This is a genomic window from Bacillus sp. WC2507, from assembly GCF_052656125.1.
Genome location: NZ_JBQXPN010000003.1, coordinates 332,941 through 356,648, shown reverse-complemented (window position 1 = coordinate 356,648; position 23,708 = coordinate 332,941). Strand labels below are relative to the sequence as shown.

Here is a 23,708-nt window from a genome sequence, read left to right as displayed (position 1 = left end):
TAAATATATAGAATAAAAAGGTTATCAAATGCCGAGCGAAACTCTCAGCGGATGATAACCTTTTTAAGTAGCGTTATACACTTACAAAATATATTATTGAGCCACTCCAAATACATTGATTTCAGCCGCACTTGTCCATGGATTATTGTTTACCTCGCTTAATGCACGTAGTCTAATATAACGACCTGTCTTGTTCGCAAAGTTGACTTCTTTCAAATTAGTATTATTTGCAAAAGCACCTATGGATACAGCTGTTCCCCAGTTCACTCCATCACTACTGACGTAAAACTCATAGTCCTTAATCGTTCCATTTATTTGGCCGTCTTGCCTTGGCAAGTAGCTGAATTTGGAGAGATTATAGTTTGCACCTAAATCAATTTGAATCTCGTGCGGCATAGGAGCTATGGGGCTCCAGTTTGTATGCCAAAGTGTGTCTTTGTTTCCATCGAAGGCATACGTACCTAAATTGTACCAATTATAGCTATCTACATATTTTAGTGTCCAGTTTGTTTGCGGAATTAAACTAGTTTCTTTTGTTGTGACTGCTACATTCATTGCAGAATTACTTGTACTTGTAGTTGTAATTGTTACGCCTGATTTTTCTCCCGTGTAGGTATTACTATTCGGATTGGTGTCTGGACCAAAGGTAGCAGCATGATTTTGATTCGTGTAATAGAAAGGATCTTGGTATTCACTGATGGATTGTTCTATATCAATGAAAGGATGAGGATCACTAGAATTATTATTCATGGATTCATCAATATGCCAAACCGCAATACCACCAGAATTAGTTGGTAAGCTCGCATCATACCCAACCTTTGCACGATTCTCAACTAAAAAATACGTATTATCCTTTAAAGGAATCTTTAACACATTATAGTTATTTGGGATTGCATTTAGAGTAAAATTGTTGCTGGTATTTACTACATTTGGCGTTACAAAGCCTAGTTTTACCTTGGACCAAGCATCCATATGATCTGGCGTAGTTCCATACTCTTCCCCAGGAAGACTATTCCAAGCTCCATTCCCCATTATACTTAAACTACCCACACGGTTATTGTCGCCATATAGATCCGGAAGACCAAAAGAATGACCTAACTCATGAGCAGGTATACCAATTGTCGCCATATGACCATATTGTTTTTCACCCTGCGCTGTATACATGCCTGATACTGTAACACCATCGTGATTTGTATTAGGAGCATATGACTGATGTGCCCAAATATTTGGAAGTGGACCACCACTAGCCTGTTCATTACCAGCAATAACAGTTACAATGTAGAAACCATCTTTGGAGTCAATGATTTGATCATTATTAGTATCAAGACTAGCAAAATTCACTTGGGAATCAGCTTTAGTCAATGCATCTGTTATAACCGTTCCCATGCTTTTTCCCGATGTACTCGGATGAGCGTAGTCTAATTTTATTTTAACTACCCCATCATTTTGCGTACCATATGTTTCGGAAGCTGGAGTGATTTGTACTTTTCCATTACTTACTTCATTATAGTAATTCTTTACTGATTTTTGATTTGTAGAAAAGAATTTATTACTCCAATCGTTATCGTTATATGCAATATCAACATCTGTAAACCCAATTAACAAAACAAGCAATTTTTTAGTTCCTAAAAGTGGAGTGACAGTTCCATCAATATTTTTTGGTGCTTCTTTTTGTAATTTATTCATGTACTCCTGTTTTTTCTTAGCTTGAGGGTTGTATTTCTTTATCCATTTGTTCAAATTGTTCTCATTTACCGCCATCGAAGGCTTCTTATCAATTTTAAATTTTTTCCCCGTCGATTTCAGTTCATCTGATGTAAGCTCAGCGTAATTCCAATATCCCTTCTGATCTTGTAAAAGTACGTCACCATCCTTTGTACTTACCCAATGGAACCATTCATCACCATGTAACGTGCCCTCAAAAGATTCGCCTGACGGCTGCTTCATGTTGACAACTCCATCGTATGCTGGTGCCGCAAAAGCGTTCGTTTCAACATACAAAACACAAATTAAAGAAAAAACGGATATGAACAGGAATTTAAAAATTCTTTGCATAAACCTTCCCCCTTTTCTATTGATATATGGAGTATTCTGTTAATAGCCAGACTAGATTCATACATGGAATAGATCGATAGATACACCTGTATAACACTAACAGAATACCTTTAATTATAATTACAGGAAATTGAAAAAATGTTAATTTTTTATGAGATTAATGTTTTCTCAAGATTATTCAATAAAACAGGATTGATGAAAGTTACATGTGGAGTTCTGTCAAAAAGTGTGCTTTTTAGAATATATTTAACTGGTTTCTTAAATGCAATTTTAGAGGAATCTTTAGAGGCACCTATTACATCGCTACAACTAGATGACCCACATCTCCATAAATCTTATGAAGATGATAAGTTATCAATTTTAGACCTATTAGCAACTTTAGATAATGGGACGCAGGTAAATATCGAAATTCAGCTTCGAAATACACATGATATGGTGAAGCGATCTTTATATTATTGGAGTAAACTTTATACATCCCAAATGCAAGAAGGGATGCCATATCGTTCCCTTCGGAAAACAATTACCATTAACTTACTAGACTTTATTTTATTTTCTCAGGATGATGCATTTCATACCATTGGACAATTATGGAATACAAAAATGCAAAAACTATTAAGTGACGACATTAAAATCCATTTTGTAGAGATACCAAAATTGGTAAAACAATGGCTTGAAGAAAAAGTAAACCCTTGGGAAAATACGTTTGTTCGTTGGATGTTATTACTACCAGCGCATGAAGATGAACATTTAACTCAAACATTGCATTGGAGGAGATTGCGATGAAACAAGATCCAATTTTACAAAAAGCAATTAATAAATGGGAAAATATGAGCCATGATTCTTCTTTCCGAACAGCTTATGAAGCCCGAGAAAAATTGCTTTTAGATGAACAAGCTAAGCTAGCGCATGCTGAACAAGAAGGCATGGAAAAAGGCATTGAGCAAGGGAAGAAACAAATAATTCGAGGGATGCATGAAATAGATGTACCGCTTGAAACTATTGCAAAAGCAAGTAAGTTGAGTGTAGAGGAAATAGAACGTATCTTGAAATTAAAGTGAACATATATGAACCTATAGTACTCATGAATAAAAGAAAATAGACACTCATTGATATAGTACGTTTAATAGAAAAGCATTGCTGAACAATTCGGCAGTGCTTTTTCTATATCATTTTTTGTTTTTTATGCAGAACCACCTCAAAAATTACTTTTTGTAGTTAAAATTTTCCGAATAATAAGTTACATTTTTAAAGCTCAAGCAACTTTATGACAGTACAAAAAGGGGAGAAATATTATTATTATGCAAAAAATGAAATGGAAGAACTATTTATGTTATTTTGTTATTCTTATACTTCTTGGAACAGCAGTCACAGTCAAACCATCTATCTCAAAAGCTGAGGAATCTGATGTTAATATTACACTGTTAGGTACTGCCGATATTCATGGTAGATTTATGCCCTGGGATTATGCGTTTGATGGTGCAAATACGAGTGGAAGTTTAACGCAGCTTTATACGGTTATAAAGAAGGTGCGTCAGGAAAATCCCAATACCATATTAGTAGATGCTGGGGATACAATTCAAGGAAACTCAGTAGAGTTATTCAATGATCAGCCACAATCGCCAATGATGGTAGCGATGACTGCAATGGGATAGGATGCTTTTTTTTATGTATAGAAAATCTTGTCTACTTTTAGTCTATCACCCTACGCACAATTATAGTAACGTGAATAGTCCGAAACAAATCTGTTCCGGACTGGGAGTGCAATATTTTATCCATTTTATTCAACTTTTTTGCATTTATAGTATGAATTTTCTGTTTTTTTAAGTGAGAAAACTGGATTACGTTAATTAATAGATGCTCCACCAGAGACACTCAGTTTTGTTGGTGCTGGCGTATCTCCACCATTAAAAGAAGAGTGTTGTGATACATTTAAACTAATCATGCTACATGCTAATGTACTTACTATTATCGTACTGAATAACAATTTTTTTATTTTTTTCATTACTTTAACGCTCCTTTTCTTAAATGTTTCTTATCAGCATTATTGCTAATATAGAAATACTTACTCGCTTTAACATGATTATTTGCCTCGTAAAATTGCAGTGCTAAAATCTCTGCATATTCTTTTACACAATCCCACATTTCCTCTTTTTCAAAATAAGAAATGGCATCAGTAACTACTTTTTCTAGTTTAATTCTAGGCATTTCTGTGATTAGTTCATTTAAAACTGCGAAACGATGTTTATATTCCTCATTTCCTGATTCACTTGTATATTTCATTCCTTGCTCGATATATGATCTTGCTGTTTCAACGCCTTCTAACTTATAATATGCTCTTGCTAAGACAAATAATGCTTTAAAATGGTTCGGTATGGTATTTATAATTTCAGAACTCTGTCTAATCGCCAATGGATATAAATCTTGAATATTATATAACCAGCCTAAATTGTATCGTACTCGTAATAATAATTGTTCTTCATCATACTTCTTAAAAACATCAATAACCATATTGAGACATTCTTCCGCTCTTTCAAATTCTCTTAGATCTATACAAGCCAGTCCATATACATTGTCGCATAAAGCAATATTAATTTTATAGCCTACATGATTCAAGTATATTTCTTTGGCTTTAACTGCATGTTGAATCGCTTCAAATGGTTGATAAGATTGATAACAGTATGTTGAAAATCTATACTCAAACTCAGCTTTTTCTATTTCATCAGGTATATCTTTTAAAAGTTCTTCCGCCTTTTCATAGTGTGTTTTTGCCTCAGTATAATTTGCTATAATTGTAGAGTGGATTGCCTTAAAGAAATAATAATAGTAAGCTAAAAATGAAAATTCATCTTTAATATTTGGTAGTTTTTCTATTTGATTAAAAGAATCTCTTGTAATATTCATTCCATCTACCAAAACTTTATATCTAAAATTCAGTAGGGAATAATAGAATGATACATATTGGTCTGTTTCTATTTCTTTTAAACTTTCTTTTACTTTTAGATATGTTTGTTTTGCTTCTACTACATGATATAAACGAATTTCTTCATACCATTCTTGTAATAATTCAATCAATTGTTTATTACTTTTTTCTTGAACAGTCATAATATCCCCCATTTCTCTGTAAAGGCTTATTCTGATAATAACAGGAATTCGATAAATTAAATTTAATCTCGATTTTTTTCATTAATATACAGAATATTCTGATTTTATTTATTGTCCATGCTTTTATATTTGAAAAAGTATAGGTAAGATAGGATAAGTTTCGTTAATGTATTTTTTGTTTTTTTAACTGCTTTCTATTAAATACTTCTTATGAGAGGGAGCGTAGGTTTATACTTCCGCTAAGTAATTATCATAATGAGAGTATACAGATGTATCAAACGAAACTTCTACTTTATAAAAAAGATGAAGTTGAATTCAAAATTAATAAAGTGAATTACAATAATAGAATTAGTGGGAAAAGGATTATATAGTGTCTATTTACGAATGATTAATACATATGAAAAAATGAAATACGTGATTATAGAATCGTAATCTTCGCCAATTGCCATGAAATAATTAACTCTTCTTTTGTTTTTTTTACATGAATACCTAGCATCATACCAAGACCTTTCTATAATAGAATGCTACACTTCTAATCTTATTATACAAATTTTTAGAATATTTTTCCGTGTGTAGGAATAGAATTGCTTTCTACGTGTTAGCATCTATAGTGTGTCAAACGAATAGGAGGATATGCTGTCTTCCTGTTAAGTAATATGTTAAGAACAAAAGTTCACTTCGAATTAATATGAATTTGATATGGTTGTAGTATTATGAATGAGAAACATTAAGAGTGGCAGGAAGGAAATGAATAATGAGAATTAAATTAGTAGGGATTTTTACTTGTATGATTGTGATACTAGGTATCTTTATCCTTTACACCAATCAATCTATTGGTAAAGAACCAAAAAAGACAAACTATGAAACTCGTGAAAACTCCATAAATAAAGAACAAAATGGAACTTCAAACAACATAGCAAGCTCTTTTGCTAGTATACAGGCTGTAGTTAATAAGGAATATGGATTGCCCGAAGACTATAAACCGGAGGATTTAGTTGTACCAAATGTACCATTCTCATTCAGTGGGACGTTAGAAAAGAGTTACCTTCGTAAAGAGGCAGCAGAAGCACTAGAAAAGTTATTTGATTTAGCAAAGAAAGAAGGAATCAAGTTAAATGCTGTTTCGGGGTTTCGCTCCTATGATTATCAAAAAAACCTGTATGCAAACAACGTGAATAGAAAAGGACAAGAGCATACGGATCGCTTCTCGGCAAAACCCGGACATAGTGAACATCAAACTGGATTAACGATGGATGTTTCTTCTAAAAGTGCAAATAATGAACTAGAGCTAACCTTTGCGAATACGAAAGAAGGAAAATGGCTGAAAGAAAATGCGCATCGTGCAGGATTTATCATCCGTTATCCAAAAGGTAAAGAGAGTATTACTGGATACGCTTATGAACCGTGGCATATTCGCTATGTAGGGGATATTGCTGAAAGTATATATAAGAAAAAATTGACTTTAGAAGAATATATGAATCTGTAAAATCGAACTGGAGAATTAAATTGGCTAGCGATAGCAGTAAGATTGTAAAAGATAGGGGTATAAAATAAGGTAGTTCATAATGCTTTTAAAGGGTATGCCATGGAATTGTAAACGAGACTACTATTTTAGAGATGAAAGATGGCGAGTAATATCTTTACAGTAATGTGAGATGTAGGATCTTGCGTCAGGTGCAGAATGATAAGTATTAGGTTAATATATGATGGAAATCAGAGAGCAATGAAAAAGGATAAAAATATTACGTATTAGGTTTTTTACTAAATAACAGGGCATCATTCTAATTAGAATAATGCCCTGTTATTTTTAGCACAATCTATTGAATTACTCTTTCAATTTTAGGCATTACAGCAATTGGTGGTAAAGATTTGGTCCATGCAGCAGAATAAACATTTAACTGTTCACCTATAGTGTAATTTTCACCATCTGAAATAGGAACCCTTAAAATCTTATTTTGATTTACTAACTCCCACCAATCATTTTGGTAAGCGAGAGCTTCATCTTTTGTAGATGTAGAAGCAACCACTAAATAATTGTTTTCTACTGAAATGACATATCCAGTAAAAGGATCTTGTTCTTGTTTATGAGTAGAATGAATAGGTGTAGTGCTTACAGACGCCTTATTAGAATCTGCAAATGCCGGTGTTAATCCGAAAGTAAATCCACATCCTAATGTTAAAGCTGTTACGGTTGTTACTAATTTTTGTTTTTTTGTAAACATAATACATATCCCCCTTATATTTTATCCCTACACTTGCCATTTTCTAGTTCTATCATATAAAACCTTTTAATATTAAGATGTTTAACAGTTCTGTCACACATAATCCATAAATGTTAAAATTATCTATTAATGGAAATGGATTCGTGTTATAATTCACTAGGTGAAATATTATTAGTACATTCATCCCCTGATGAATGTATACCCTTCCTTAATTGTAAATATGTTTGATTTTATTGGTGAAGAGGGGAAACCCCTCTTCTTTTTTCGTCTTTTGTAAAATTAGAAGGTGCCTTGAGGAGTGAAATTTGATTTTTTTAAAACAGTTGAATTACACGCGTTCACTTTATTTAGAAGTGAGAATGGGGGAGTTCAAAGAAAGATGGGGAAATAAAGCTCTGTTTCTTGATAAAAACTTATAGAAATAAAAATAAGATAGTTACTGTTGGATAGATAGTAAATTACGATTAATATACTAGGTCTTCCGAGCATGATAAAATATATAACTTCATAAAAAGAACTCCTATGTTACTTAGGAGTTCTTTTCAAATGAAGCCAACAAATTTATAGAATGTTGAACATTAGTTTGTTTTTTCAACAATAGGAGAAATAGCTTTCACAGGAACACCAGCAAGTAAAATAGGGCTAAACTCAAAAGATGCAGCATAAACGTTCACCGTATCACCGATTACAATATCTTGTAATACTTCGGTTGAAGTATCAACTTCATAAGTTATGTTGTTACTTGAAACTAAGATTGAATTATCAGATTTTCCTGTAACATTTCCTGTGATTTTTTTGTATTGATTCTCTAAAATATTTTGTTCATTTCCTTTTTGAATAATCGCGTTTCTTGCCTCGAAAGGTAAGTCCTTTAGAAGAATAGGGGCCATTTCAAATGCTTGAGCATAAACATTTACTGTATCACCTATCTGAATGTTTGGTAGTACTTTGGGATTAACATGGGCACGAATGGTTTGATTTTCACTTGAAATGTCTAGGCTATCTTCGGATTTTTTTGTCACTGTACCAGAACGTTTTTTTAGTTGTCCTAAGAGACTTTGTTCTTTGTCTTTAGTCATTACATGGTTTTCTTGTTGTTTGTTAGATTCTTCATTTATTTTAGAAATAGAACTTACATCAGTGTAAAATACAGTTTGTCCATAGATTTTTTGATGTTTCCATTGATTTTTGTTAGTTACTTTAACTTTGTCCCCGTTTTTAAAGTTAGAGTTGCTACCATTCGGGAAGTCTATAGTAACTTCTTGACTATTGCCATTAGCATCTTTATATGCAACAGTCACATAATAAGAATCTGAATCATTGATTACCCCAACTACATGGTTTTCTTGTTGTTTGTTAGATTCTTCATTTATTTTAGAAATAGAACTTACATCAGTGTAAAATACAGTTTGTCCATAGATTATTTGATGTTTCCATTGATTTTTGTTAGCGACTTTAACTTTGTCCCCGTTTTTAAAGTTAGAGTTACTACCATTCGGGAAGTCTATAGTAACTTCTTGATTATTTCCATTAGCATCTTTATATGCAACAGTCACATAATAAGGATCTGCATCATTGATTACCCCAACTACATGGTTTTGTTGTTGTTTGTTAGATTCTTCATTTACTTTAGAAATAGAACTTACATCAGTGTAAAATACAGTTTGTCCATAGATTATTTGATGTTTCCATTGATCTTTGTTAGCAACTTTAACTTTGTCCCCGTTTTTAAAGTTAGAGTTGCTACCATTCGGGAAGTCTATAGTAACTTCTTGATTATTTCCATTAGCATCTTTATATGTAACAGTCACATAATAAGGGTCTGCATCATTTATTACTCCAACTACAGTATTTTCTACTTGTTTTGTTTGGTGGTGGATTTGATCAGATTTTGCAAGAAATTGTGCAGCCTCTGCACGAGTAATCGGTCTATTAGGGGACCAGTTATTTCCATCTTCAGTACCCTTAGAAATTTCCGTTTGTATTAAAATGTTTGCATGTTTTTCACCCCAATGTCCTTTTAAATCATGAAACGTAATTTGTCCATTATTATTTGTAATATCTTGTAACTTATATGCATTTACTAGCATTGCTGCCATAGCGGCACGAGTAACTTTTCCAGAGGGATTGAATATTCCATTTCCTTCACCTTTAATGATTCCTGCCTTTTCAGCAGCAGCAATATAAGGGGTTGCCCAATGATTTTGAGAATCTATAAAGGATGGTTTTGCATCAAAGTCAACTTGTATATCTAGAGCTTTTGTCATAATGGTTGCAGCAGCAGCTCGATCTAATGAATCACTTGAACCAAAAGTGCCATCTGGATATCCACTTAATACTTTTTTATCAACTAAATAATTAACAGATTTGTCAGCCCATGCAGGAACATCTGGGAATTTGTGAGTATTTGCAAATGCACTAGTTGAGTAGGAAAGTAGACTTCCAGCAAGAATTCCTGTAGCAATTAATTTGTATTTCAAAATGTAACACTCCTAAAAATTATTACAGCTTGGTAAATCTATCATTTATAGTTAAACTCATAAGTGATATGACCTAGTTTAATAGATTGGGTTGGTATTATCACCATATTACAGATAAATAATATATGGTTGATTCAAAATATTATTTCGAAAAGAATTCACAGACATACACTTGTAGTAAGGGACTATTTGATATATTCACCAAGCGTGTGTAACTAGTATAGTTACTCGTATGTACGAGTGTCAATTGAAAAAGAATTACATTTTTGTAAGATAACCATGTTAATAATGAAGTTAGTAATTATTATATAAGGTGAATAATTACTCATTATAATAACTATAAGGATGAATAAATTTGTTTTAAATCCTATGTAATGAGAGGGCTGTCTAGATTAAATAAAAGAGGGATATTTAGCATTATTTACTAGTAATTTATTTTTATTCAATAATAAACATAAAAAATTTACTTCGTGAAAAATTTCCTTTCTATATTATTAATCTTATTAACTTACAAAAGTGTAAGGATATTTTTATTGACGTTCCTTAAAAGTTGTAACTATAATGATTACATGCTAATTGATAATTAAAATCATTTAGTGAATAGATATGATTGGAGATGTTTTAGCATATGAAGAAAGTCATTTTAGCTGGTGCATTAGGAATTGCAGCATTTACAGGAAGCAACATACCAGGATTAGATTCAATAACAGCAAGTGCAGCTGTACAAGAGTTCAACACTACAGTTGAGGGGAAAGTAATAGAAGTACAGTCAAAGTATTTTATCATTGAAAGTAAAGAATTAAATGAAAGTGTAACTATTTATACTGATTTTCAAGCAAATGCAAAACCAGGTGAATATGTAAAAGTAAATAGTAATGGTCCATTACTTCAAAACGCATTTACTACAAGTTTAACGGCTAATTCTGTTGAGCATTTTGAATTAGCTCCTGGAAACTACGAACAATATACAGTAGGGCATGTAAGTGAAGTTTCTTCTAATGAGTTATTAGTTACATATATAGATAATAACGGAAATCCAGAGGATCTTCGTGTACCTCTAAAAAACACTCATAACTTTAAGGTTAATGACTTAGTGAAAGTAGAAAGTGATTTTTGGGCGAGATCCATACCACCTATAGCTGTAAATGCAAATGTAGAAAAAGTTAAAACGCAAATTAATGATTATAGTACTAGTACTGAGTCTTTAGAAAAAGAAGGTACAACATTGAAACCAGGAATGTATGAAAAAGAAGATGGTCAACCTAATTTTGTAATCGGAGAAATTACAAAAATAGACAAAGATTATACCGATTATGTAGCTGTCAAGTACCCTTCTAAAAATGGGAAAAATGATGTTGTTTTTGTGGATTTAACACAAGGTCAACAATTTAATATAGGTGATAGGGTTCGAGTAGATTTTCATGATGGATCTAATTTCCATGGAATGGATAAAACAACGTATGACCATATCCAGAAAATTAACGATAAAATTAAACAGAATACAAATAAAGAGCAATGGGTTTGGTCTTGATTTTAATAAAATAAAATTATCCATCTATAATGTATATACCAATTCAAAAAGTCTTGTAATATGTTACAAGGCTTTTTTGAATTAGTTACTTTAAAACATTATCTTCTGTTTCATTTTTATTAGCTGCTTGCAAAAATGTCATATTTCTGTCGTGGACACTCATTCATATAAGTAACTATAATAGCTCCATTAATTGGGGATATGTTACATTTATATAATTTCTCAGAGATACATGTTTATATAATGATTGTCCTGTTTATATTCTTTTGACTGGAAAGTCTATACATACACTTAATTTCGTGAAATTTTTTTATAGAGATATAAAAACTTTTTTTGTTGATAATATTTAATGCATCTAATCAGTATAAGCCTTTCTGTAATCTATTAATTTTGGAATCATGATGTTAGCATTGTCCAATCCATTTGAAAGCATGCTAGAGTACTAGACATATTTGTGGCTTTTTATGAGAAAAAGGATGCAGAGAAATATGGTGATTTATCATTTTCCGACAGAAGATTCCGTTCGTTTCATACGGTTAGAAACATTTTTATAATTCCTGTTCTATAATTGTTGAATATTAACAGGTGTAATTTGAGGTTGCTTTATTTTGAAAGAAATCTTTTGAAATGGTCATAATAGAAATAATAATTAGAAACAAATTTAATAAAAAATGATGAAAGACTTAAGAAGGTGAATATATTGCGTAAACATTCACATGTGCAATTTTATGTATTGATATTGGCTCTAATAGCTTATTTAAGCTTTTGCTTTATATTTTTATTTGTTTTTCCGAATCAGTATTTTGTATCAGATTTTAATATACGACTCTCATCTTTAGTTGTTGAAACTATTGTACTTATTTCATTACTCTATTCTATAGTATCCAGAAAAGTTAAGTTAGGAGTGTTTTGGGCTTGTATTACTATTGCAATAGGGTGTTTCTTGATAGGGAATTTTATATCTGCTTTTCAAGTACTTAATATAGAATTACCAATACAAAATTTTAATATCTCTGATGTATTTTTGTTGTTTTTCTTATTCTTCTTTCTCTTTGCGTTCTTTTATAAAATCATGATGGAATGTAACAAATGGGAGAAAGCGTATTTGATTTGTGATTTATGTATTGTTGTTACTGCTATTTTCACCTTAGAGTGGTACTTATTTAATAAACCTTCTGCAAATATTTTATTCTTATCAATTGGAGATGTTTTTCTTTCATTTATTTTCCCGATTATAGATTTATTGCTTCTTTTACTAGGAGTTAGCCTTATCTTTCGACCAGCAATTTTTAATGCGAAAAGTAAATTATTTATTTTCATCTTAGTATTAACTGGATTGTCTATTACGGACTATTTATATTTCTATTTACAAGATGATTTATCATATCGTTCACTCATATTATTAAGGTGTTTGTATAGAGTTTTTCTATTATTTATTGCCATTGTCGCTACTATCCCAAGGAGTGCATCTTCTAGAAGAAATTATTTTATTATTAATCCGACATTTGGAAAGAAACTTCTTGTCATATTTCCTTATCTTGCAGTTGCAATCTTAATTGGTTTTACTTTAAAAGAGCAAACGGCTTCATCTACACTGATTACGGGCAATTGTATTGCCTTTGTATTTGTACTGATTCGTCATACAATTGTACGAATGCAAAACAAAGATTTAACCGAAACATTAAAAGTGTTTAATAATCAATTAGAGCAAAAAGTATCTCAAAGAACGGAAGATTTAATAAAAAAATCTAATGATTTGGTGAAAAATCAAGAGAGGTTTAAGTCCTTATATGAGTATCATCCAGACCCTATATTAACAATTGATTCAAATGGTATTGTATTAAATATAAACCAGTCTGGAAGTATGTTATTAGGGAAAGACAGTGTTGCATTAATAGGAAAAGAGTGCTTCTCTATTTTTTTAGATGAAGATAAACCTGAATTGGAAGCAGCTCTAAAGATGGGGAAACGATGTAGTTCGTCTTCGTTACAGTTACGTGTGAAAAATAATAATGAGAAGGATATACATTTTTGGTATGTCACTATTGTTCCTATTATGATAGAAGGACAAACTTTTGGGAGTTATGTAATGGTAAAAGACATAACGAGGATGAAGCAACAACAGGATGAGATAAACTATCTAGCATTTCATGATACGGTGACGGAGATTGGAAATCGAATATTCTTCCAACAAGAATTAGACAGATCCATTGAGCGTGTACAAATAACACAGGATAAGTTTGGAATCCTATATATAGATTTAAACCGCTTTAAGACCATTAATGATACACTAGGTCATGCAATTGGTGACAGGGTTTTAAAAGAAGTTGCCAAACGTTTTAGGACATGTTTGTCACCAACTATTCCTTTAGCAAGAATAGGGGGAGATGAGTTTGCAATCATTGTCCATAATAAAACAGAGCAACAGCTATTAGATTTGTGCGAAATACTTTTTCGTATAACTGAAGAACCATTTGTAATAAATCAACACAGCTTTTATTTATCACTTAGTATAGGAATAGCGTTGTATCCATTTGGAGGAACCAATGCCACAACACTTTTACAACATGCTGATATCGCCATGTATAGCGCGAAGGAAAAAGGTAACAATGCTGTTTGTATGTACGATGAGATATTATCTCAAAAAATAATAAGACGATTACAATTAGAACAGGATTTACCAAATGCAATAGAAAATAATGAGTTGTTTTTATTGTATCAACCACAAGTTGATAGTAAGGCAGACAAGGTTATTGGTGCAGAGGCTTTAATACGTTGGCAACATCCAGAGTTCGGGTTAATTTCACCTTTTGAGTTTATACCTATCGCGGAAGAAACGTCGCAGATTATTGCAATTGGGAAATGGACGTTACAGGAAGCGTGTCGGCAACTAAAAGAATGGCATTCTGCGGGCTATTCAAATTTAAAGATGGGGATAAACTTATCAGCTATAGAGTTTGAACAGAAAGATTTTGTTCAAACGATTATTTCTACCATAGAAGAAATAGGAGTACCAGCTAACTTAATTGATTTGGAATTAACAGAGCGAATTGCCATGGTAGATGAAAAAGAAACTTTATCGAAGTTAAAAGCATTAAAATCATATGGTGTACATTTATCAATTGATGATTTTGGTACAGGATATTCTTCATTAGCGTATCTACCTTTGTATCCAATTGATACTTTGAAAATTCCAAGAGAATTTGTGAATAGGATTGGAACTTCAAATGATGGAGATGAAATTATACAAACGATTATTTCGCTAGCCCATACTTTAAATATGAAAGTAATAGCAGAAGGGGTAGAAACGGAGGAGCAATTAACAGTGTTACAACAAAGTGCATGTTATCTAATTCAAGGGTATTACTACAGTAAGCCTGTAAATGAAGATGAATTTATTAATTTTTTAAATACGAAACAAAATAAATAAGTCCAAAAAAATATATGAATTAAAGTGAGAAGACGTTCTACTCATATGGAGTAGAACGTTTTTCTTATGTTTATTTTCAGCAGATATGCAGTTAGGTTTCTGTTTTTGAGAGTAAATTTAGTATTCATATTCCCAGGATCAAATTTATCGTGAGCTACACGCCACTTAGCAAAGCTTGAAGTGGGAGCTTCTCAGTTCCGCGACGAAAGTAAGCTTTCGACTCCCTGAGCGTTACTTCGGGGTGTACCACTCCTTAGATGTCCTTCGCATGTTTGAGGAAGGAGAATTCTTTCGGGGAATACGTTGAAACTTAGAAAATATATTGATTATATTATCAAAATTGTGTAATATATGGTTATATTGTTAGTTTATTTGATTCCGTTTATTCCCACACCTTATTGTGTTGTGGTTGAGTTGTAGAAGCAAGTTGCGTCTTGTTTCATTTGTGAAAGGGCTTCTTTGAGCCGATTAGTGTATTTATAGCTTATTTTGCTATGCGCATTTTTAATCGACTTGAAGAAGCCCTTTTTGTGTTGTTTTCAAGTTTGCAGGTGGGTTTACTAATGATTCATAAAATAACAAATTTAATAGTAGAAGAGATAATAAAATGAAAAAAGATTGTAGACACTTACAACTAGTACCAACAGTAGAGGGACATAAAATACGAATGGAAAAAACTCAGAAGTCATATGCTGCACCAGCAATGTCATCTAAATCCAGAGCGAGAGTAAATCAAATGAGAGGATGTTTTGAAGTTGAAATTATAATGCTAAATGGTAAATTTCAATATTTTAAACTAAATACTCTTAATGAAAAAGAAGCCATTCAAGAAATTGCGTTATATTGAAGGGATTTAGGAAATGAAGATAGGCTATGTCATCTTATGGTGCTTTGTCGCACAACAAAGTTTTTATCATAGTACAAAGATTATTGCTCAACCAAAGTTTCGTACATTTCTACGTAAGGTGAAAGCTTATTTCTTCGATTATAAAGAAGCGGTTTATGAAACTGAAAAATTAAGAAGGATAGATATGAAAAAAGATAACATTTTGGAAGTGTTAGATAACCCAAAAGAGCGGGAAACAAAAGAGTAATCCTAAGATTCAAATGATATATTCGCTGTTTTGGATGAGCTATCGGAGATTACAGATGATGAACTACCATTTTAATTATATCGAGGTAGTGTATAGAGGGGAAAAGGAAGAGCTAAGTGATGTATATACTTGGATCTTCTTTTTTTATTGTAAAAAAGAACTTGGAGGGAATATCATGTTTACAAAAATTTTTATCGGTCTATTTTGTTATGTGTTTTTGGTAGTTTGTAATTCAAAGGAAAAATTTTTAATAGAAGAAGCCAAGAAAAAAGAAAGGGAAAATAAACCGGTGGAACGACCCGTTTATTGGTGCCCAAGAGAAAATAGACCTGTCGGAAGGGAACAAGAGCGTGTTATTGTTCCAACGAAAGAAATCAACTTAGAAAAGGATGTAGAAAGTGTATATAACCTAGTTACTACATCGGTTCATGAGAATCTCGATAAGGAAGAGGGTAACAAGTTAAAACATGAAGTTATAGAAGAAGTGGAGTATGATAAGGCGGTTTATTATATTCCATTTCCAAGTGATGAGGATATACCAGAGGGACTATTAGAATATAGGGATTCTTTCCAGAACTAGTTTCGATTCTTTTAGAAAGAGAAAACATAGAAGACATTTGTCCAGTTCAACGAGGAGTACCCAATGTAGAAAATATGTTTTTTGTGAAGTGTACTGCAAAAGTGATAAGACGAAAACAATGACTGACAAGTGTAATGAATATGTCTGATAACAAGCATTATTGGATTCATACAGGGGGAGAGATATTACCAGAAAATCAACTGCTGTATTTAGAAGTAAAAATTGATTCATCGTATTCCTATACATTAGTTAGATGGAGTGGTAGATAACTAGGAAATATCTGAATGTATTTCCTAGTTGTATTTTCTTAGTTAAATAGCATGAAAAACAGCATTTTCTCACTCATTTGTACAAGGATAAAATTTTTTTATTTTTGTACAAATGAGTGAAATAGAATGATTCAACATATTAGGATATTCTACTATAATGGAACACTGTACGTCATTGTAATATTAAGATGTTTTGAGATTCAGGTGATTAACAGCCTTAAAACAGGAGAATTGAGAACTCTCCGTAATATTCCAATGCTTTAAATAGATAGCATTAAAACATGATTATTGTATAAAAAATTATTTTATCAAATTAAATAGGAGTGATAATATATGGCAATCGATCATATAAACAACAACGTAGTAGAAAAATTAGAACAAGCGGTGCGCTATGAAAAGAAACAAGTTCAGTTATTACGTGTAAGTAAAAGTAGTTCTAATATACACGCTTACATGATTTTTCCGGAATTCTCAGAGGCTAAAATTTCCCATACCGAACTGAATGAATATATAGAAAACCTATCAATAAGCTTGAAATATGTGATTGATCGGAAGTTGAGTCAACAAGAAATAGAAAAACAAAATCATTCTTTCATTATGACATGTACAGTTGAGGAGGATGGAGTGATAGATGATGAAACTATTCATTTTAATACGACGTATGTTAAACCACCAACAATTGCAAATAAAGTATTTAAGTTAGTGTGTGGATTAGGCAATCGTTTAGATAGTTTAAAAGAGTTACATCTTACAGTATTAAATAATAATATTAATCGAATTGAAATTGGATTTTACAATGAAAATGAAACATATATGGCAGTAGAGAAGGAAGAAATCGCGAATGCAATTATGAGGGCATATACAAAAGCAAATATCTATTATGCAGCAGATCTCTATTATGTTGCAGAAGGAAATCAAATCAAATTAAAGAGCGTTAAACCCAAATTAGCGGGGGATGTATGATGAAACAAGAAAAATGGATGATAGGAGTCTTAAGTATGCTTGTTTTAATCGCTTTACTATTTATCCCCTTACAAGCAGCTCAAGCCTCTGCAAAAATTGATTTTAATGAATTGAAGGGAAACGATGTTTCGTCATCCTTTAAAGAGGGATTAAACAATCGAACGAAAACAAAAGAGAAAGATGATTCATTTGGCTCATCAATCATACAAAAGATTGAAGGTTTGTATGCACCGGCTTTTAAGGTAGGAGTAAATATCTTTTCTATTTCATTCGTATTAGGCATTATTGTCATGGTTATGGCGTTAATTACAAAGAATGGTCAATGGATGAAGTGGGCAACTGGAAGTATGATTTTCTCATTTATTAGTATGATGTCCATGAGACTAAGTGTGTACTTCTTGTTCAGTTCTGATGTATTTTCGTTTATGAACATCTTTACAGATTTTTTAGACCTGTTTAAAGCAACAGCACTTATTTTCACACCATTTATGTTAACCACGGGTATTCGTCTAAGAATAATTCATGAGAGTACAAAACAGCCTGAGTATTACCGTTGGTCTAATCGTGTTATAACGGGCTCTTGTTTGCTGTGTGTGTTAGCTGTACTCGCTCCATGGCTATTTGATAATATGTGAAAAACTATATAAAGAATAAAAAGGTGCTGAATCTACATTCAGTACCTTTTCTCTATCCATCGGGTTTCTTCTTTCTTATTCTTCAAGTACTTCTGCCGATATAGGGGATAATATGCCCCTTAGATAAACAGCTGTATATCTGCAGGTTAAAAGATTTGAAAAAGCTGAATCTGTTTCTTGTTCTGTTACCGTATTATCTACTATAAGTTTGAATATGTTATCACAATCCTCTTTAGGCTAGTTCGTAAATTAATAGAGACGCGTATCACATCATGCTTACAATTAAACGTAAATATTTCTTAATGAAAAATAACTTTATTTATTTTGAAAGGACTGTTTGTTTTGAAAAGAAATCGAGAATATATTGTTTTGCGAAATTCCATTTTACTTGGTTGGCTGCTCACAATTATTGTTATGGGCCTATCTGTCTATTTTTCTTCCATTGCGTATTTATTAATCGGTTGTTTCATTCTGTCCCTAAAATACGGATTAATGGGCACAATAAAGAATGTAGAAAAACGTTTACCTACATGGGCTAACTTTGGTGTCATTGAAAAGCCAGTAAATAGAAGGGTAACTAGACCCTTTCAGTTTCGGGGTGGGATCCTTGTATCTTTAGCGTTGGGATTCGTAGAAATGGTGATAAAAGGCTTATGTATCTCATATTTTATTTTAGGATTAGAAACGTATGTATATCGTTTGATGCGCAGAAATGCAAGAGTGTGAAAAGGAGGCTTCTATTATGAAAGTATTGATATTCGAATTGATTCTCATTATGATTCTGGTTCCTTTGAACATCGTTTTAAAAAAACATGTACCGAAATGCAAAGGGAGAGCCGGGGAAAAACTAGTGAAACGTATATTGGGAAAATTGCATCCCACAAGTTATTATGTGTTACATGATGTGACGGTTCATACGGAGTATGGTGATACAACGCAAATTGACCATATTGTTATTGCGGAAACAGGTGTATTTGTTATAGAGATGAAGAACTACGAGGGCTGGATATATGGAAGTGAGAAATCAGCAAGGTGGACACAGGGTATTTTTAGAAAGAAATCCTCTTTTCAAAACCCATTTCGACAAAACTATAAACATATTAAGGCAATTGAATGGGTGATGGAACAACAGCTGCCGTGTATCTCGATTGCAGCGTTTCATCCAAAATGCAGTCTAAAAAGGGTAAATGTTCATTCGAAAGATAAACATACCTTATATTATAACGATCTAAAAACATGTATTGAATCATATATTGAACCGCAACTAACAATCGATGAAGTCCAACATATCTATCAAACTATATTACAAGCAAACATTATGGATAAGGACATTGAGAAGAAAGATGTGAAGTATTTACAGAATAAGTTTGCTAAACTATAAGAAACGGAGAAAGGAACAATGTTATATTTAATAGGATTTTTGGTAATCATCGTAGTAGTTATTTGTCTTAATGTGAAGTATTATCAGTTAAAAGGTAACCCAAAAGATTTTATGATGAAAAAGAATGATTAAAAATATATTTTAGCCATAAAGGTAATAGACTACGTACATTATTTAGACCGTCATTAAAAGTCCATGAGAACCGTTTTAAGACTGATAAATAGATAAGTATAACTATATTTTTATTTATAGATGTAAATGATAAAATAAATAAAAATAAATAGGAGGTTTAGTTGTGAAAGAAGTGATAGATGTTGAAACGTATTTACAAAAAATGAAGAATCAGAAAATAAATTATGACAAAGTATTAAGAAAAATGATAAAAGATTGGGAAGTAAGAAATGAAAGACCAAAAGTGTTACTTCATTCGTGTTGTGCTCCTTGTAGTACTTCTTCATTGGAATTTCTTGCAGAACATGCAGATGTCACAATCTTCTTCTCAAATTCAAATATCCACCCGAAAAGTGAATACATGCGACGCTCTAATGAACAAAAGATTTTTGTAGACAAGTTTAATGATCGTACAGGGCACACAGTAGGATTTATTGAAGATAAATATTGTTCAAATGTATTCTTTAAAATGGTAAAAGAAGAAGGTTTGGCTGAAGAGCCAGAAGGTGGGCTTCGTTGTTCAGCTTGTTTTGATATGAGATTGGATCGTTCAGCTGAGGTAGCACAAGAAAGGGGATTTGATTACTTCGGTAGTGCGATTACTCTTTCTAAAAATAAAAATAGTCAATTAATAAATGAACTTGGAATCGGTGTGCAACAAAATTATGATTCACGTTATTTACCAAGTGATTTCAAAAAAAGTAACGGATATCAACGCTCAATTGAAATGTGTAATGAATATGATGTTTTCCGTCAATGTTATTGTGGATGTTCATTTGCAGCGGAAAAACAAGGTATAGATTTACGAGCGGTGAACAAAGATGCAATAAATTATCTGAAAGAAAATAATCTTAGTTTGAAAAAAGAGATTTAATCGTGAAAAATTTGATGTGAAATTAACCTATGATCTACAAAAGAAATACATTATGTTTTTAAATGATAAATGTAAAAAGCTAAAATAGTTCTGCAATAACTCCTTACTGGTTAAATTTTTAGAAAAGAAAAAACCAATAAGGAGTGTTTTCTTAATCTCGCATTGCCCCTGCTTCTCGGGAAGTCATTGCTCCTTGTCCCGCTCTTACATCATTCTGAATTTCTTGTTTCACTTTTTGTGCATCAGTTTCAGCAAAATCTGGTTTCATTACAGAACCAGTGCTTTTTATAGCTTTTTTATGACCTTGCATACAACTCCTCCTCGATTTCACGTTTAACAACCTTATTATTTACAAAAATATACTCGGTATACCCGAGTAGTTGAACGAATATCACGTAAAGTAAAAAGGTGATTAAATAAGTTTCACAATATACGATTTAGATAAGAAGAAATAGAATAATAAAATCTTAAATTCTATATATAAAATTAATAAGAAATATGATATGATAAAAGTAACAAAATTCTTCTAAATCTATCTTGCAACAGGACACACCTACGCATACATATGCTATAGGTGTGTCCTTTTTTATTTGTTTTAAAACTTTGGAACCAAAAGGGGAGATAAATGTCGTGTATTAATGAAATTACATTGACAAATGTGCCATTTATAAAAAGTATATAGGCAAAAAAAGAATGAGAGAGGCATGGTATTGAATTGTCCAGAATGTGAAAAGCACTCATTTAAACCTGTTTTTAATGATTATTCGAATTGGATTCAGTGTTGTATTTATTTTAATTATCGAGGGGGCAATTCAATATATAGTCTATTTGTTTATTAGGTAGAGAGAAATGCTTATTTCGAGGATAAGACATTATGAAATCTTGGATTAAGGTTATTTGTATTACGTCATTCGTTTTTTAAATGACAGCATACAACAGTTCGACTCAAGTAAATGGTTCGAAACCTGCACGAACAGTACAAAAGGGAGTACAACAGCACGTAAAAGGGAAAAGTATTGTTAATATTACAGAAGCTTATAAGGAAAAATTAAATGGCTTAGAAACAGTTAAAGGGAAAGGAAGCGTTGTAATTTCTAAAGAAACAATTAAAAGGAAAAAACGTAACATAAGTCTATGATCGTGGACCAAAAGAGGACAAGTATGGCGGGAAATTGGCATATGTATTTTGTGAAGGGATACATATCAACGAATTAATGGTTAAATCAGGATATGGTATTGTAGCTTACATTTTAAAACTTAGCATTTCACTGCTTCCACAAATGCTAGAAAGCAAAACAGAAGCAAAAGCGTCAAAAATTGGTGTGTGGAGCATAAAGGGGGTTGTGGATGAAGAAGAACATCATTATAACCGTAATAATACGGCTTAGTACACTAATCCATTGCAATATAAATATTCGTACAAAATGGAGGTTTTTTGAATGAATGAAAACAAAAGAAATATGCTCTTATCCTTTATCATTTCAACTTTATTTATTTTCGCGAGTCTATTGCCTTTTAGTAGTAATGAATGTGTGTATGTTATCTCCAAAATTGGTGCTGCAGCTGGTGTAATAAATATTGTAATGATGAGTGTATTCTTGTATTTTCAAATTAAAAAAACGGGACATTTATTAAATTAGTAAAGTGAGACTTAATAGTTTTCCTTACCCTTTTCTTTTTAATAAGGGTAGGGAAAACTGAAAAGGGGTGCGAAAGGTGAGTCAAGTACCTGGGTTTTTGAAGTTTGTTTTAGCGAAAGAAAGACGGTATGTATACTTAGCGGTAGCAAAAAAGAAAAACAAAAGAGTACATACACATATTGTATATAGATTTGGTTCGCTAGAAAAAGCATTAGAAGTCATGTATGTAATGCGTGATGATTTTGAGAATCTTTTCCCTTTAGAATTAAAAGAGTAGGGTTATGATTGGGATGATATCAATGTTTGGATACAGCCTATTGAAACAGGGTACTCCAAATACGGAAATAAATTAGTCATATATTAGCAAACGTTTTACATTCTAAATAAGACAGGTGAGGGGAATATAGGATGTCAATCATTCGAAAGTATCACATCGTAATTGCTTGGATGATAGCTACTAGTGCAACAGTCATAAGTTTGGTTTTTAGTGAATGGATGAAGCTGCCTCCATGTGATTTATGCTGGTATCAAAGGATGGCCATGTATCCACTAGTATTAATATTAGGTATAGGTATGTTTAGAAAAGATCCATACGTAAGTACATATGCATTTCCATTTGTATGTATTGGCCTATTAATAGCCGCTTATCAAATCACAATCCAGGCTTTTCCTACAAGTGAATTGAAGATGTGTTCAGTAGGAGTTTCTTGTACAGAAGATTACTTGAATTTGTATGGCTTCATCTCGATTCCTATGCTATCTTTTGTTGGATTTTTAGCCATAAAATAATCCTTCTATATATTAAACCTGATAGAGAGACAAAGGATTGAGCAACAAAGTGATTGTGAAATATATACTTAGACAAATTAAAAATACTCATAAATTGATAATAAAAACAAAAAAGAAATGAAAATGGAGAAATAAAAAATGACAACAATACAAGTAGGTAATGAAATGTGCAAAATTCCAGAAGCGGATGTAGAATTATTAAAGATTATGGCTCATCCAGTTAGATTACAAATCGTGAAAGAACTAGAAAATCGCAAAGTATGTAATGTAACACAGTTAACAGAGCTATTAGAAGTGCCTCAATCAACCGTATCTCAGCATTTATCTAAGATGCGTGGCAAGATTCTACGCTCGGAAAGAAGAGGGTTAGAGATGTACTATTATATTGTAAATTCCAAAGCATGCCAGATTGTTAGTGTGCTAGGTTTATAATTAACTTAAACTAAATAGTAGTTTACGAGATTGAACTACCCCCACTTTCACTTCGTTTAG

At 32.1% G+C, this 23,708-nt stretch carries 16 protein-coding genes and 7 pseudogenes; 17 read left to right on the top strand and 6 right to left on the bottom strand.

Going from position 1 to position 23,708, the window contains the following annotated elements:
* Positions 1 to 93 precede the first annotated feature (93 nt).
* Complete coding sequence (locus tag ACUN28_RS29600; protein WP_445423475.1) at positions 94 to 2,055, bottom strand: M6 family metalloprotease domain-containing protein; 1,962 nt, start codon at positions 2,053 to 2,055, stop codon at positions 94 to 96.
* Between the two features lie 246 nt (positions 2,056 to 2,301).
* Here ACUN28_RS29600 and ACUN28_RS29595 point away from each other — a divergent pair.
* Both ACUN28_RS29595 and ACUN28_RS29590 read left to right on the top strand, forming a co-directional pair.
* Positions 2,302 to 3,113, top strand: a pseudogene (locus ACUN28_RS29595) (Rpn family recombination-promoting nuclease/putative transposase); the annotation flags it as partial.
* Positions 3,114 to 3,353: 240 nt separating this feature from the next.
* Positions 3,354 to 3,704, top strand: a pseudogene (locus ACUN28_RS29590) (metallophosphoesterase); the annotation flags it as partial.
* A gap of 194 nt (positions 3,705 to 3,898) precedes the next feature.
* Here ACUN28_RS29590 and ACUN28_RS29585 read toward each other — a convergent pair.
* Both ACUN28_RS29585 and ACUN28_RS29580 read right to left on the bottom strand, forming a co-directional pair.
* On the bottom strand, positions 3,899 to 4,057 hold the full coding sequence (locus tag ACUN28_RS29585; protein ID WP_016089993.1) for a Phr family secreted Rap phosphatase inhibitor: 159 nt from the start codon (positions 4,055 to 4,057) through the stop codon (positions 3,899 to 3,901).
* On the bottom strand, positions 4,057 to 5,157 hold the full coding sequence (locus tag ACUN28_RS29580; RefSeq protein ID WP_016089994.1) for a response regulator aspartate phosphatase: 1,101 nt from the start codon (positions 5,155 to 5,157) through the stop codon (positions 4,057 to 4,059). The genes ACUN28_RS29585 and ACUN28_RS29580 overlap by 1 nt, the downstream gene beginning before the upstream one ends.
* Positions 5,158 to 5,911: 754 nt before the next feature.
* Here ACUN28_RS29580 and ACUN28_RS29575 point away from each other — a divergent pair.
* Positions 5,912 to 6,643: a M15 family metallopeptidase gene (locus ACUN28_RS29575; RefSeq protein ID WP_016089995.1), complete on the top strand. Its 732-nt coding sequence runs from the start codon at positions 5,912 to 5,914 to the stop codon at positions 6,641 to 6,643.
* A 331-nt stretch (positions 6,644 to 6,974) separates the two neighbouring features.
* Here the strand turns inward: ACUN28_RS29575 and ACUN28_RS29570 are convergent, their stop codons facing one another.
* Both ACUN28_RS29570 and ACUN28_RS29565 read right to left on the bottom strand, forming a co-directional pair.
* Positions 6,975 to 7,379: a DUF3221 domain-containing protein gene (locus ACUN28_RS29570; RefSeq protein ID WP_016089996.1), complete on the bottom strand. Its 405-nt coding sequence runs from the start codon at positions 7,377 to 7,379 to the stop codon at positions 6,975 to 6,977.
* Between the two features lie 578 nt (positions 7,380 to 7,957).
* A complete protein-coding gene (locus tag ACUN28_RS29565) occupies positions 7,958 to 9,859 on the bottom strand; it encodes an S-layer homology domain-containing protein (protein ID WP_098404971.1) in 1,902 nt (633 codons plus the stop codon).
* A 628-nt stretch (positions 9,860 to 10,487) separates the two neighbouring features.
* Between ACUN28_RS29565 and ACUN28_RS29560 the strand changes: the two genes are divergently transcribed.
* From ACUN28_RS29560 to ACUN28_RS29520, 9 genes and pseudogenes are all read left to right on the top strand, one after another.
* Positions 10,488 to 11,390 carry a hypothetical protein gene (locus tag ACUN28_RS29560; RefSeq protein ID WP_445423474.1) on the top strand — a complete coding sequence of 301 codons (903 nt, stop codon included), beginning with the start codon at positions 10,488 to 10,490 and terminating at the stop codon, positions 11,388 to 11,390.
* Between the two features lie 700 nt (positions 11,391 to 12,090).
* Positions 12,091 to 14,820, top strand: a complete 2,730-nt coding sequence (locus ACUN28_RS29555) for a sensor domain-containing protein (RefSeq protein WP_016089999.1) — start codon at positions 12,091 to 12,093, stop codon at positions 14,818 to 14,820.
* Between the two features lie 607 nt (positions 14,821 to 15,427).
* Positions 15,428 to 15,836, top strand: a pseudogene (locus ACUN28_RS29550) (DUF6018 family natural product bioysynthesis protein); the annotation flags it as partial.
* A gap of 253 nt (positions 15,837 to 16,089) precedes the next feature.
* Positions 16,090 to 16,763: pseudogene (locus ACUN28_RS29545) on the top strand (transposase).
* A gap of 333 nt (positions 16,764 to 17,096) precedes the next feature.
* On the top strand, positions 17,097 to 17,726 hold the full coding sequence (locus ACUN28_RS29540; RefSeq protein ID WP_016090003.1) for a hypothetical protein: 630 nt from the start codon (positions 17,097 to 17,099) through the stop codon (positions 17,724 to 17,726).
* Positions 17,726 to 18,361, top strand: a complete 636-nt coding sequence (locus tag ACUN28_RS29535) for a hypothetical protein (RefSeq protein WP_016090004.1) — start codon at positions 17,726 to 17,728, stop codon at positions 18,359 to 18,361. The genes ACUN28_RS29540 and ACUN28_RS29535 overlap by 1 nt, the downstream gene beginning before the upstream one ends.
* A 342-nt stretch (positions 18,362 to 18,703) precedes the next feature.
* Positions 18,704 to 19,087 carry a hypothetical protein gene (locus tag ACUN28_RS29530; protein WP_016090005.1) on the top strand — a complete coding sequence of 128 codons (384 nt, stop codon included), beginning with the start codon at positions 18,704 to 18,706 and terminating at the stop codon, positions 19,085 to 19,087.
* A gap of 16 nt (positions 19,088 to 19,103) precedes the next feature.
* Entirely contained in the window at positions 19,104 to 19,742 is a 639-nt protein-coding gene (locus tag ACUN28_RS29525) for a nuclease-related domain-containing protein (RefSeq protein ID WP_016090006.1), read from the top strand.
* A 334-nt stretch (positions 19,743 to 20,076) separates the two neighbouring features.
* A complete protein-coding gene (locus tag ACUN28_RS29520; protein WP_176543713.1) occupies positions 20,077 to 20,787 on the top strand; it encodes an epoxyqueuosine reductase QueH in 711 nt (236 codons plus the stop codon).
* A gap of 151 nt (positions 20,788 to 20,938) precedes the next feature.
* Here ACUN28_RS29520 and ACUN28_RS29515 read toward each other — a convergent pair whose 3' ends face one another.
* Positions 20,939 to 21,097 (bottom strand): hypothetical protein, encoded by a 159-nt coding sequence (locus ACUN28_RS29515; RefSeq protein WP_016090009.1) that lies wholly within the window; start codon positions 21,095 to 21,097, stop codon positions 20,939 to 20,941.
* Between the two features lie 612 nt (positions 21,098 to 21,709).
* Between ACUN28_RS29515 and ACUN28_RS29510 the strand changes: the two are divergent.
* From ACUN28_RS29510 to ACUN28_RS29490, 5 genes and pseudogenes are all read left to right on the top strand, one after another.
* Positions 21,710 to 22,175 (top strand): annotated as a pseudogene (locus tag ACUN28_RS29510) (thermonuclease family protein).
* 51 nt (positions 22,176 to 22,226) lie between these two features.
* Positions 22,227 to 22,427 carry a hypothetical protein gene (locus tag ACUN28_RS29505; protein ID WP_016090011.1) on the top strand — a complete coding sequence of 67 codons (201 nt, stop codon included), beginning with the start codon at positions 22,227 to 22,229 and terminating at the stop codon, positions 22,425 to 22,427.
* A gap of 76 nt (positions 22,428 to 22,503) precedes the next feature.
* Positions 22,504 to 22,791: pseudogene (locus ACUN28_RS29500) on the top strand (hypothetical protein).
* Positions 22,792 to 22,835: 44 nt separating this feature from the next.
* Positions 22,836 to 23,257: pseudogene (locus ACUN28_RS29495) on the top strand (disulfide bond formation protein B).
* 97 nt (positions 23,258 to 23,354) lie between these two features.
* On the top strand, positions 23,355 to 23,648 hold the full coding sequence (locus tag ACUN28_RS29490) for an ArsR/SmtB family transcription factor (protein ID WP_016090014.1): 294 nt from the start codon (positions 23,355 to 23,357) through the stop codon (positions 23,646 to 23,648).
* Positions 23,649 to 23,708 lie beyond the last annotated feature (60 nt).